Source organism: Chondromyces apiculatus DSM 436, assembly GCF_000601485.1.
Classification (GTDB): Bacteria; Myxococcota_A; Polyangia; order Polyangiales; family Polyangiaceae; genus Chondromyces; species Chondromyces apiculatus.
Window position 1 is genome coordinate 100,098 of the sequence record NZ_ASRX01000003.1, and the last position, 12,977, is coordinate 113,074.

Annotated in this window: 8 protein-coding genes; 2 read left to right on the top strand and 6 right to left on the bottom strand. The window is 72.2% G+C overall.

Annotated features, from left to right (window positions below; translation table 11 throughout):
• Positions 1-6: 6 nt before the first annotated feature.
• Complete coding sequence (locus CAP_RS02155; protein WP_269324127.1) at positions 7-1,620, bottom strand: OmpP1/FadL family transporter; 1,614 nt, start codon at positions 1,618-1,620, stop codon at positions 7-9.
• Positions 1,617-5,501, bottom strand: coding sequence for a hypothetical protein (locus CAP_RS02160; protein WP_044235483.1), 3,885 nt, complete (start codon positions 5,499-5,501; stop codon positions 1,617-1,619). Before CAP_RS02160 ends, CAP_RS02155 begins: the two co-directional genes overlap by 4 nt.
• A 135-nt stretch (positions 5,502-5,636) precedes the next feature.
• Between CAP_RS02160 and glmU the strand changes: the two genes are divergently transcribed.
• Positions 5,637-7,043, top strand: a complete 1,407-nt coding sequence (gene glmU, locus CAP_RS02165) for a bifunctional UDP-N-acetylglucosamine diphosphorylase/glucosamine-1-phosphate N-acetyltransferase GlmU (RefSeq protein ID WP_044235485.1) — start codon at positions 5,637-5,639, stop codon at positions 7,041-7,043.
• Between the two features lie 56 nt (positions 7,044-7,099).
• A complete protein-coding gene (locus CAP_RS02170; RefSeq protein WP_081864465.1) occupies positions 7,100-7,684 on the top strand; it encodes an alpha-ketoglutarate-dependent dioxygenase AlkB in 585 nt (194 codons plus the stop codon).
• A gap of 25 nt (positions 7,685-7,709) precedes the next feature.
• On the opposite strand, the gene ribA is transcribed toward CAP_RS02170, so the two are convergent.
• The 4 genes from ribA to CAP_RS02190 all read right to left on the bottom strand — a co-directional run bounded on the left by ribA (position 7,710) and on the right by CAP_RS02190 (position 12,845).
• A complete protein-coding gene (ribA, locus tag CAP_RS02175; RefSeq protein ID WP_044235487.1) occupies positions 7,710-8,396 on the bottom strand; it encodes a GTP cyclohydrolase II in 687 nt (228 codons plus the stop codon).
• Between the two features lie 44 nt (positions 8,397-8,440).
• Positions 8,441-10,084 (bottom strand): hypothetical protein, encoded by a 1,644-nt coding sequence (locus CAP_RS02180; protein WP_044235489.1) that lies wholly within the window; start codon positions 10,082-10,084, stop codon positions 8,441-8,443.
• A 218-nt stretch (positions 10,085-10,302) separates the two neighbouring features.
• On the bottom strand, positions 10,303-11,127 hold the full coding sequence (locus CAP_RS02185) for a carboxypeptidase-like regulatory domain-containing protein (RefSeq protein WP_044235491.1): 825 nt from the start codon (positions 11,125-11,127) through the stop codon (positions 10,303-10,305).
• A gap of 119 nt (positions 11,128-11,246) precedes the next feature.
• Positions 11,247-12,845, bottom strand: coding sequence for a serine/threonine-protein kinase (locus CAP_RS02190; RefSeq protein ID WP_044235723.1), 1,599 nt, complete (start codon positions 12,843-12,845; stop codon positions 11,247-11,249).
• Positions 12,846-12,977: the final 132 nt, after the last annotated feature.

Consider the following 12,977-nt stretch of genomic DNA (forward strand, 5'->3'; position numbering starts at 1 on the left):
CAGGGACTAGAGCGCCTCGAGCGTGTACGTGGCCCCGAGCCCGATCACGTTCGCCGACGCGCTGTACTCCCCCCCGTTCACGTAGTTCGGGTACTCCGGCGGGTTGGCCCGGAGCGGGTTCACCTGCGTCACCCGCGCCTCCTCCGGCGTCACGTCGACGCCGATCCCGAACACCCGCGCGAACGTCGCGTCGAACCGGAAGCGCCCGAGGTGCACCCCGAGCCCGAGCGCCGCCGTCACCTTCGGCGTGTCCAGGGTCAGCACCGACAGGTACGCCGCCGGGATCGCGCTCGTCTCGAAGCTCACCCCCCCGCGCGCCTCCCACCGCTTCCCCAGCCAGTCGAACCCGTACTCGCCGCCTGCCCGCACCGACACCGCGTCCCGGAAGTTCCGCGCGATGGTCACCTCCGGCACGTAGAACGGATCCGGGAACCCGGGCAGCCCCCGCACCGCCACCCCGTCCGGCGTCACCCGGATGGTGTCGTGCATGCCCCAGTGCTCCCACGCGACGCCCAGCTCCACCCGCAGGTTCTCCACCACCCGCGACTCCACCCCGAACCGCAGCACCCACGGCAGCTCGAAGGCGACGTCCACATCTTCCCCCTCCACCCGCGCGTTCTCGAACACCGGCGACGAGGGCAGCCGCGCCCGCACCGTCCCCCCGGCCCGGATCCACATCGGAAGCTGGAAGCTCAGCCCCAGGTGCCACGCCGGCACCGGCGCCCACTGCACCCCGAGCTGACCCGTCGGCGCCACGATGGGCCCCGCGCTCAGCTCCGCCACCCCGTCCCAGTCCGGATCCTCCGGCGCGCACAGCAGCCGCTCCGGGATGCACCCCGAGAACGCCACCTGGTTCGTGAAGGTCCCCGTCAGCACCGACAGCACGGCCCCGAACCGCAGCTCCGGCGTCGGCGCGTACGCCACCCCGCCCCCCACCAGCGCCAGCAGCGACCCATCGAGGTTGTAGAGCCCGTACCGCTGCGGCGCCGGCTCCCCGTTCACCTCCTCCGGGTAGCTCGCCAGCGCCGCGTACGGCGCCCACACCCCGAACCCCACCGCCCAGGTGGGCGACAGCCGGAGCGACGCCGCCAGCGTCGGGATCGGCAGGACCGGCGTCGACCCTTCCACCGCCGCGAACGACCGCGCGTACGTCGCCACCGGCTCCCCCGTCACCGGATCGAGCTGCTGCGTCCGCGCCTGCCGCGTGTACTCGCTCGACCAGTTCACCCAGCTCCCGTCCACCAGGAACTGCGTCCCCGCGTCGAACAGCCCCGCCGGGTTGTACGCGATCGCCCCCGGATCATCGGCCCCCGCCACGAACGCCCCTGCCCGCGCCAGGGGCCGCACCCCCCGGTCGGCGACGTACAGCCCACCCGCGCGGGCCGGAGCCGCCCCCGCCATCACCGCGCCCCCCAGCGCCGCTGTCAGGACCGCCTTCCGCACCGCCTTCCGCGCCGCCGCCCCCGTCGCTGACGGCACGCACGGCACGCACGGCACGCACGGCACGCACGGCACGCACCCCACGCACCCCACGCACGGCACGCACGGCACGCACCCCACGCACCCCACGCACCCCACGCACCCCACGCACCCCACGCACCCCACGCCCACCCGGCTCACCGCTGCGCCCGGTTCTGCACGATCGTGTAGAGCTGCTCGACCCCGCGCGTCGTGTCGGTCAGGAAGTCGCCCACCGACCCGAACACCTCCGCGTAGTCCCCGGGCGCGAGCGGCCTGTCGTCTGCCGCGTCGAGCCGGTTCACCTCCGCGATCACGTCGAGCACCACCTCGATCGGCGCCGGCCCCTGCCCCCCGTCCATGGGCGTCACCAGCGCGGGCAGCACCCGGTCCATCACGTGGTAGCGATCGTACCTCTCATCGGCCATCGCCCGCAGCACCGGCAATGCCGCGAACACCGCCCCTGCCCCTTCCGCGTCTCCCCCGGGGCTCGCCACCCCCGCCACCGCCTTCAGGATCGGCGAGAGCACATCGTCGCTCGCCACCACCTGGCAGAGGTCGGTCAGGGACGCGAGCGTCGCCGAGAGCGCCGCGTCGTCGCCCGTCGCCCCGAGCAGGTACTGCAGCATCTTCCCGAGCTCCCGGCGCGCCGGCTCGTTCGCGCGCAGCGCCTCGTTCACGTCCATGATCGCCGCGAAGAGCGGCCCGCTCATCGTCTCCGCCATCTTCTGCCCCAGCGTCACCTTCGCCCAGGGACACCCCCCGCCTGCCTCCCGGTCCGGGCAGTTGGCGTTGAGCTGCTCCCGGAGCAGATCGATCCCGGCCACGAGGAGCCTTGGTGTCGCCGCGTTCTTGAAACGCGCCTCCGTCCCCTCCCCCTCCACCTCGAACAGCGCGTCCACGATCTGCGAACGCGCCCGCTTCCACTGCCCCTTCCTCGCTTGTGCGTCCCCCGCCGCGTCCCCCGCCGCGCTCTCCGCGAAGCGCGCGTCGAACCCGTGCAGCGCGTCCGCGAAGAGCGAGAACAGCGTCACCTGCGCCTGCGGCGTGCCGTCCACCCAGGTCGTCGACGGGCTCCCCTTCCGGTCCACCATCCCCACCTGGGCCGCGTACTCCTGGCTGAACGTCACCCGCGTCATCCGCTCCAGCACCTCGGCCCCTGTCCACACCTCGCCGGCCGCGGGCCCCCGCTGCACCGTGATCGACGACAGCTCGCTCACTGCCCGCGAGAACTCCACCAGCGCCGGCACGAGATCGGTCTCCATCGTATCGGCGAGGAGCGGCTCGTAGCTCGCCACCCCGGCCTCCGAGCAGTACTTCGGGTTCGTCGCTGGCGTCCCCGACTTCGCGCACTCAGGCCCGTGCTCCGCCCCCGGCCAGTGCCGGTTCAGGACCCGGACGATGTCCGCGAACATCTCCTCCCCGCACGCCTTCGGCTCCCCCGCCGCGCACGGCTCGTCCGCGAACGCCGTGATCACCGGCCTGAGGTAGTCCACGAACCCGAGCCGCTCCCAGACGAAGATCGTCTCCCTGTCGCGGAGCCGCATCACGTCCGTGGGCGGCCCGCACTGGCTCGCCCCTGCCGGGTTCTTCGGGCACACCGAACTCGACGCCGGCTCGATCAGCCCCGACACGAACAGGTTGGTGTCCTCGTTCGACGACCCCCGGTACGGATCGAGATCCGGCAGGTTCGAGTACCGCGTCGAGTCCGCCCCGAAGAACACCAGCCGGTTCAGCGCCGGCGTCGTCGGCGTCAAGGTCAGCCCCGTGATCCCGCTGCCGTCCTCGAAGAGCGAGTTCACGTCGATGTTGAAGAAGTCGGCGAAGTTGAGCAGCCCCGAGAGGAACCCGTTCTTGATCTCGATCTTCGACTTTTTCGGGTGCCCCGCGGGCAGCAGCGAGTCCACGTAGAACGTGGCCACGTTGTCGAACTGGAACAGCGAGCACTCGCCGTAGTCCCCGAACGGGATCCCGAACACGCGGATCTCGGCGTGCTCCTTGTTGCACGCCGTCGCCCCGTGCGCGTCGTGGATCAGCTCGAAGGACCTCTGCATGACCGACTTGTTCTCCCCGATGCGGGGCGCCTTCCAGTCGACCGGCGTGGTGGGGTCCACGTATGACGGTGACCCCGTCGCCGCGGTCACCGTCAGGTTCAGCGCGGCCCCGTTGATCCGCGAGGTCCCGCTGGTGCCTGGGTCGTAGCTCATCCGGTCCCGGTTCCGGAAGAACCGCGCCATCGTCTCGCCCACGTGGCTCACGCCCGGCCCCCACGCACTCTCCGTCGGCTTGAGCAGGATCGGCGTCCCCTGCGCGTCCCGGCTCGCCAGCGCCGCGAAGAGCCGCGTGGTCAGCCCCGGCCTGTCGGCGATCCGCCCCAGCACCACCGCCATCTCGTCCCAGATCGGCGCCTCGTACGGCAGCTCGGCCCGCGGCTCCTCTCCCTGCGCCGCCTTCTTGTCGTGCTCCGCGGCGATCTCCCGCGCCCGCAGCGCTGCCCCGATCAGCCGCGCCACCACCTGCTCGTGGTTCGCCAGCAGATCCCGGAGCCCGAGCAGCAGCGCGTCCGACTCCGGATCGGCGAGGAGCTGCCCCGTCGCGTGCGTCAGGTCCGCGAGCGGCGAGGCCTCCCCGCGGAACCGCTGGTACGGCGTGCAGTGCGCGCACGTGCTCCCCGCCGGCAGGATCTTCTCCGCCTGGTGATCGTACGTCGCGGCCTCCCGGTCCCCGTAGAGCAGGTACGCGCCCGACATCGCGTACATCAGCGACTCGTGCTCCCGCGCCCAGGGCTCCGGCGTCCCCTCCGTCGCGTACTGCACCGGATCGAGCAGCGGCACCATCGTCCGCGCCAGCGCCGCCCCCGCCGTGCGCGAGGTATCGATGTACCGGTACACCAGCGGCTCCGGCCTCCCGAACGCATCGAGCGCCCCCTGCGACGCCATCCCGGGGATCACGAACGGCGGATCCACCGCGACCGGCGCGCCCGCCGCCACGAACCGCCCCGAGGCGTCCACGTCGGCCAGCCCGTCCCCGTTCGCGTCCGCGAACGGCCCCCCGGGCAGCGGCAGCGCCATCCCCCGCCTGTCGCGCGCCACGATGTACGTCGGCGCCTTCGCGATCCCCGGCGCGAACGCCTCGTCCTCCAGCGCGAGCAGCGACCCCAGGATCTCCATGCTGCTCCGCGGCCGGCTCGGCTCTCCTGTCGCCGCGTCCACCGCCACCGGCGGCAGGGCCGCCACGTTGCTCCGCGCCGTCAAAAGCTCCTGCTTCACCACCGCGAGGAGCTGATCGAACGCGGGCGCCGCCACCCCTCCGGGCCCGATCACCTCCGTGCTCGTCGTGCTCAGCGCGCGCATCCCCGGGTAGGCCAGCGCCGCCCGGATCGCCCCGAGGATCGCGCTCGTCGGCCGGTAGCCTTGCCGCCCCCACATCTGCGCGAACGACCCCCGCGCCGCCTCGCTCTCCGCGAGCGCCGCGAACAGCCTCCCGAGCGACCGCGTCGACCCTGGCAGCAGCGCCTCTCCCCCGGGCGCGTACGGGTGCGTATCGTAGAGCTTCGCCAGCTCCTGCGAGTACGCGAGCAGCGCGTCGTGGAGCCCGATCGTGTCGCCCCCTTGCTCCGTGACGGGGTTGTCGATCTCCTCGTCCGGGAACGCCGTGTTCACCGCCCGGATCAGCTCCGCGCGCCGCCGCACCATCGCCTCCAGCCGCGAGAGCCCCAGCCGCCGCGCCTCCTCGGCCTTCGCGCCCGAAGGCACCGGCAGCACCGCGGCGTTCACTTCATCCGCGTAGTTCCCTTCCCCGTCCGGGTGGCACACGCCCTGGTACGACGCGCCCGTCAGATCTTCGGCGAGGGCCGAAGCGCCCACCCGATCGCAGAGCACCCCGTACAGATCATCGCCGAGCGTCGCCGTGAACGGCGCGCGCCGCGTCGTGTCCAGCCCCTCGTGGCACGACGCCGCGACCCCTGCCAGCAAGGTGACCGCGAGCGGCTTGCACGCGCGCGCCCACCACCCCGAAGCAGCCCCCCACGAACGTCGGCGCATGACCCTCCTCCCACTCCTGCCCGAGCTGCATCGCCCCCCGCGCTCAGACGCCTCCACGATAGCCCAACCCACCTGCCTCCGGCGCCGCCCTTCGTACGGCGCAGCGCGCGTCGCGGTGATAGCCTCGCGCGTCATATGACCGCTGACCACGCTGCCCCGCTCACTGCTGTCATCCTCGCTGCCGGCCAGGGCACCCGCATGAAGAGCCCTCTGCCCAAGGTGCTCCACCAGCTCTGCGGCCGCCCCATGGTCCATCACGTCGTCGACGCTGCGCTGCGCGCCGGGGCGGCCGACGTGGTCGTCGTGGTCGGCCACGGACGCGACGAGGTCACGTCCCAGCTCACCGCCGCCTTCGGTGACCGTGTCCGCACCGCCGTGCAGGAGACGCAGCGCGGCACGGGTGACGCCGTGCGTTGCGCGCTCCCCCAGCTCCGCGCGGACGCCCACGCCGTCCTCCTCCTCTGCGGCGACACCCCGCTCCTCCACCCCGACGAGCTTTCACACCTCTGGACTGCGCTCGACGCCGCGCGCGGCCCCCTCGCCATGCTCACCATGAACGTCGCCGATCCCACCGGCTATGGCCGCATCCTCCGCGACGCCGAGGGCCAGGTCATCGGCATCCGCGAGCACAAGGACGCCTCCCCGGCCGAGCGCGCCATCACCGAGGTCAACCCGGGCGTCTACGTCGCCCGCACCGACTTCCTCCGCGAGGCCCTCACCCGGATCACCACCGACAATGCCCAGGGCGAGCTGTACCTCACCGACATCGTCGCCCAGGCCGCCACGGCGGGCGGCACCGCCTCGCTCGCCTCGCGCGATCCCGGCTCGCTCGCGGGCATCAACGACCGCGCCCAGCTCGCCGCCGCCGAGGACATCCTCTACGCCCGCATCGCCGACGGCTTCCGCCGCAAGGGCGCCACCATCCGCGCGAGCGCCCGCATCGACGCTGGCGTCGACATCGAGCCCGACGCCGTCATCGAGCACCACGTCGTCCTCCGCGGCGCCACCCGCATCGGCGCGGGCGCCCTCGTCGACGTCGGCTCGGTCCTCACCGACGTCACGGTCGCAGCCGGCGCCGCCCTCAAGCCGTACACCGTCGGCCAGCGCTCCACCATCGGCGAGGCCGCCCAGATCGGCCCCTTCTCGCACCTCCGCCCCGACAGCGAGATCCACGCCGAGGCCCACATCGGCAACTTCGTCGAGACCAAGAAGACCGTCGTCCGCCGCGGCGCCAAGGCCAACCACCTCGCCTACCTCGGCGACGGCGACATCGGCGAGGGCGCCAACGTCGGCGCCGGGACCATCTTCTGCAACTACGACGGCTTCAAGAAGCACCGCACCGAGATCGGCCCGGGCGCCTTCATCGGCAGCGACTCCCAGCTCATCGCCCCGGTGCGCATCGGCGCTGGCGCCTACGTCGGCACGGGCACCACCGTCACCCGCGACGTCCCTGACGACGCCCTCGCCATCGGCCGCGCCAAGCAGGAGAACAAGGAAGGCTACGCCTCCCGCCTCAAGGCCCGCCTCAAGGCCGGCAAGTAACCCCGGCCTCCCTGGGCGCGTTGTCCGGCGCCACAACTGAACGTAACATCAGGTGGGTGCTCCCCTTCCGCACCATCCAGCTCGACGAGGCCCACCACCTCCAGGTCGGCGCCCTCCCGGAGGCCCTGGTCCCCGACGCCGCCGCCTTCGACGCGCTCTGGGCGCTGCACCCGCCCGAGTTCCACGAGATCAAGATGCATGGACGCCTCGTGCGCACGCCCCGCTGGCAGCAGGCGTATGGCACGGACTACCGCTACACGGGCAACGTCAACCGCGCGCTCCCCCTCACGCCGCCCATGGATGCCTGGCTCGCCTGGGCGCGCGACGCCTTCGACCCCCGGCTCAACGGCCTGCTCTTCAACTGGTACGACGGCGTGGCGGGCCACTACATGGGCAAGCACCGCGACAGCGACATCAACCGCATCGAGGGCACCCCCATCGTGACCCTCTCCTTCGGCGAGGAGCGCATGTTCCGCATGCGCCCCTGGCGGGGCCAGGGGTTCCTGGACGTCCCGGCGCTCCATGCGGGGATCATCGTCATCCCCTGGGCCACGAACCGGGCCTGGACCCACGAGATCCCCGCCACGAAGGGTGCCCGCGGGCGCCGGATCTCCGTCACCATCCGCGGGTTCCACGCCTGAGACGCGACGCGCGCTCTCGCCATGATCACTCGGCGTCGCCGATGGCTTCGCCGAGGGCGCTCTCGGTGAGGTCTTCGGAGGGCAGCGCGTGGCCCATGCGCCGCCGCTTGGCGTCCAGGTAGGGTGCGGAGAACGGGTTTGGCTGGATGATGGACGGCGCCCGCGAGACGATCTGCACCCCGAGCTTGCTCAGCGCCTCGATCTTCTCCGGGTTGTTGGTGAGCAGCCGGATCGACGCGATGCCCAGGTGCGCGATCATGGCTGCGGCGGCCTCGTACATGCGCGCGTCGTCGGGCAGACCGAGCAGCCGGTTCGCGTCCACCGTATCGTGCCCGCGGGCTTGCAGCCCGTACGCGCGGATCTTGTTGGCGAGCCCGATGCCTCGCCCCTCTTGCCGCAGGTAGAGCACCACCCCCTGCCCTCGCCGCGCGATCTCCTCCTGCGCGGCCTCGAGCTGCTCGCGGCAGTCGCACTTCAGCGACCCGAACACCTCGCTGGTGAGGCACTCCGAGTGCACCCGCACCGTCACCCCCCGCTGCCCGCGCACGTCGCCCTTGATCAGGGCCACGTGGTCTGGTGACAGACCGGTCTCGGGGTCCGGAGCGTCTCCCCACCGGAACACCACCATCTCGAACATCCCGTACCGCGTGGGCACGGGCGCCTGGGCACCAATCACGAGCTGAGGCCGGATCACCGCTGTGGGGACGTGCATCTCACTCCTTGAACCATGGAAGGTCGGGACCTCCCCTATATAGCTCAGGGTTTCCGCACCCGGGCGAGGAAGTAATCTTCCGGGTGCTCGGGCTCGGGCATACCGAGGGCTGTGATCGCTGCCCCGAAGAAGCCTCCCAGGTAGAGCTCGACGCCCGCGCCATGCACGGGTGCGGCGGCCCGCACGCCGTCGTTTCCCAGCGAGCCCACCGAGAACACGCTCTCCGGCGCTCCCGTCGCCGCGTCGGTCCAGAGCAGGAAGCCGTCCGACGCTCCCTTGAAGCCGCTCACCACCTCGCCCACCGTGAATGCTTGCTCTGCGTAGCCGGCCACGCCGATCCAGCCGGAGACCGCCGCGAGCCCCAGGCCCTCGTCGTTGTAGTTGGTCCCGACCTCGAAGGAGCTCACGCACGTCCCCGAGGTCGGATCGAGCTGCGCGAAGAACCCGTCCCGGTTCACGGCGGCCAGCGGGGGCGTGCACCCTGCGATCTGCATGGGGTTGCTGCTGAAGAACCCCGTCGCGTGCACCACGTCGCCCTCCCACGCGAGTTGCAGCACCCGATCGGCGCCGAAGCCACCGACCCTGGTCACCTCCGCGGAGAGGCTCCCGTCGTCGCCGAGCACCAGGAAGAAACCGTCGTCGTTGCTGTTGTCGGCGCTGTCGAACGTGAAGGGCGGCATCACCGCCACGGTGATCGCGTCGCGGAAGTACCCGCCCACTGCCACCCCGCCCGTGGGCCCCGTCGAGAGCGTCAGCGCCACGTCCTCGCCGGGACCGTAGAGCCGCCGCCCCCACGCGCAGCCGAGCACGCCGCCCGACGCCACGTCGAGCCTCATCACGAACGCGTCGGTGCTCGTCGTCGTCCCCGACAGCGCGCAGTCGAGGGTCGCGTCTTGCATCCCGGCCGCGTCCTTCACCACCACCGCGGACCGGTAATCACCGCCCACGTAGAGGTTCCCGGCCGCGTCGAAGGCCACCGCGTTCACCCGCTGGTTCGCGCTCGTCGTGGCCCCCGCCGCGTCCTGGAAGAACCGCGCGGATTGCAGCGTCCCCCCCGGGTTGAACAGCAAGAGGAAGCCATCGACGGACCTTGCCGCCACCGTCATCTCCTCGGCGACCAGGTTCCCGTTGTCGAACGAGCCCACCACCGCGATGGTCCCGTCCACCGGCGAGATCGCCACGTCGCTCACCGTCTTGTTCGCGGTGCCTTCCAGCGCGAGGCTCCATCCTGGCGTGCCATCCGGCTCGAACACGCCGAGGAAGCCGGAGCGCGCCGCGGAGCTGTCGCTCCCCAGCAGCCCGCCCCCGAGGTCGAGCGACCCTGCCGTGCTGGCGGCGAGCACCACCCCGTCCTCCGAGCTGGCCAGCCGGATGCGCGTGGTCCCGAGATCCTGGCGCTGCTGGTTCCGGAAGCGGCACATCCACGCCACGGGCGTGCCCTCCAACCCTACCTCGCACTGCCCATCGGCCCACGTCACGGGCGGGGACGCGCCGCCTCCGCCTCCCTCACCCCCACCGGCGATGACCCCCCCGCTCCCTCCCGAGCCGGTCGCCCCGCCGCTCCCTCCTGCGCCGGGATCACCCCCGCTGCCTCCCCCGCCCTCTCCTTCCTCCCCGTTCCGGAGGTAGTCGAGAGAGCAAGCCGCGAGCACCCCGGCGAGACCGATCAGCGCAACCCAGCGAGCCATGTCCTCTCCTCCACCTTCCTCCGCGAGCTTTCGTCCGCGAGCTTTCGTCCGTTCTCCTCTTCGACCCCGTTCCTGGTTCTCGCCGAAACGCCTCTCATGAACCAGGGGTAGCGACCATCGGGAGCGTAGGGGCCGACAGGCCCCTGATCCAGGGTACGCAGTACACGCAGTACACGCAGTACACGCAGTACACGCAGTACACGCAGTACACGCAGTACTCAGAAGTGGCCGAGAAGGCCCAGGCCTGCCGAGCCTGGGAGCACGTGCACCACGGGCTGGATTGCCGTCGTCTTCTGCTCACCCCCGTGCGCGAGGACCAGCCCCACGCCCACCCCGAGCAAGAGTGCCCCCGCGCCCGCGGTGATCCCGCCTGCGAGCCAGAGCCGCTCCACCCCGGCCACGTCCTTGTCCGAGCAGAGTGGCGCGCACTCGTCCTCGAGGGACGACCGCTCCAGGTGCCCGAACAATGCCAGCGCCCCGCCCACGCCGAGACCCACCAGGCCCACGCCCCCGAGCGTCAGGCCCAGCACTGGCGTCGAGCGCTCCACCACCACGGGCGGCGGCGCCACCACCTCTGGAGCGCGCGCCTCGCGGAGGAGCGTCAAGGTCACCGCCACCTGACCGGCGGCCTTGACCTCCACCGCCTCCTCCACCGCTGGCGCGTCGCTCGCTTCGGCGCGGATCACCCGCTTGCCCGGGTTCACCTCGATCTCGCCCTTCTCGTCGGCGCGCGCCGGCACCCCGTCGACGCTCAGCGTCGCCCCCGCGAACGTCGCCCCCTCCGCGTCCACCACGCGCACGGAGACCCGCGCGATCTGCTTCTCCGTCTCCTTCAGCCACTTCTCGCAGTCGCGGGCGAGGGCGCGCGGACATGCCCCCAGACAGAGCCGCAGCTCTCCCTTCGCGCGCACCATGTCGCTGCTGCGCCGGAGCTGCTGCGAACGCTCGTAGGAACTCACGCACGCATCGTTGTCGTCGCCCTCCTCGGCCGCGCTCACCGCGGGGCCCGTCACCAGCGCGGCGCCCACCCCGAGCGCGGCCATCCACCGCGTCCACCGCGTCCACCGCGCCCGCGACGCCCCCGACGCCCACCCTGCCCACGGCCTCGGCGCAGCGCGCCCCGTCTCGGAGGACGATCCCGGGGAAGAGCGCGCGCGACGCCTCAGCGAGGGAAGCAGGCCTTCTTCACGCGCTGGATGCCGTCCTTGTCCACGTAGTACGGAGGGTCGCATGGGTTCTTGAGGCGCGCTCCTCCCGACGAGCCGCGCGTTGCACCGCCGTCCAGCGTACCTGCGTCGGGCGCCGATGTATCCTGTCCCGCGCGCGCCGCCTGTGCTCCTGCAGATTCGTCGGGATCGCGCGGATCTGACCCCACCCCGCGCGTGGTTGCCGTTGCGCCCATCGCGCCCGTCGCGGGCGACGCCCCGTGTTGCCCCGCCTCCGAGCCCACGGGCGTGCCGCGCCCGGCGCCGTCGCCTTCCAGAGACGCCGCCTGCCCCGAGCTGCCGTCGCGCGCACCGCCCCGGCCGATGCCGAGTGCGAACGCCCCGAGCGCCACCACCAGCAGGCCTCCGACGAGGAGCGCGATCCACGATCGCGAGCGCTTCCTCGCGCGGTTGCGCCACCCCGGAACGGCTCCGGCGCCAGCTCCCCCGAGCGTCGGCGGCCCCCCGTTCACGAGCGGATCGGACCACGGCGCCACCGAGAAAGGCGTCGCCGCATCGAGCGCGCCTGGAGCCCCCCCGGTCCGGTGCGCGCGCGTCCCTTCCTCGATGTCTGCCGGCAGCGGCGCCCGCTCCACCCGCGCCACCACCGCGGCCCGCGCCGCGAGCACCTCGGGCACCACCTCCTGCACCCAGGCCGCGACCCGCCCGGGCGACGCTGGCGGGACCGCCTTCTCCAGCGCGTTCGCCATCTCCAGCGCCGTCGCGAAGCGATCCTCGGGGGCCCGCGCGATCGCCCGGTCCACGATGTTCCTCGCCGCCGGATCCACCCAGGGCGCCACCTCTGCGAGCGACGGCACTTCCCCGTCGAGGATGCTCAGCATCACCGCGCCCTGGTTGTCCCCCATGAAGAGCCGCCGCCCGGCCAGCATCTCCCACAGCACCACCCCCACCGCGTAGATGTCGGCGGCCCGGCTCACCTCCGTCGACGCCTGGAGCTGCTCCGGCGCCACGTACCCGATCTTGCCCTTGAGCTGCCCCCGCTGCGTCGTCTGTTGCAGCCTCCCGGCGCCCTTGGCCACCCCGAAGTCGAGCACCCGGGTGATCCCGTCGATCCCCACCAGGATGTTCTGCGGCGAGACGTCCCGGTGCACGAGGCCGAGCGGCGTCCCCTCCTCGCTCAGCGCCTCGTGCGCCGCGTGCAGCCCGTAGAGCGCGCTGGTGGCGATGCTCGACGCCACCTCGACGGGAAGCTTCAGGCTGTGCTTCTGCAGCCCTTTTTGCAGGGCGAAGAGCGACTCCCCGGCCACGTACTCCATGACCAGGAACAGCTCCGACCCATCGGAGACCACGTCGAGGATGGACACCACGTTCGGGTGACGGATGCGCGCCGCGAGCCGCGCCTCGTCGATGAACATGGTGACGAGCCGCTGCTCCTCCACGAGGTGGGGCAGCATGCGCTTGATCGCCACCGTCCGCGCGAATCCCGCCGCCCCGAGCTGCCTCCCCAGGTACACCCGCGCCATGCCGCCCGCCGCGATCGGTTCGTAGATCGCGTACCGACCCAGCACGGAGATCGGAGCGGAGGCCTCGCGCACGGCCGGGAGGTTACCAGACCCGGACGCCCACGGGTCCATGGATGCCACGCCCCGCGCTCCTTGCGCTCCCCGGGGCTGCGGGCCATACGGATCCCCGATCGCGCCCGTCGCGCGCAGCGCGGACATCCGGGC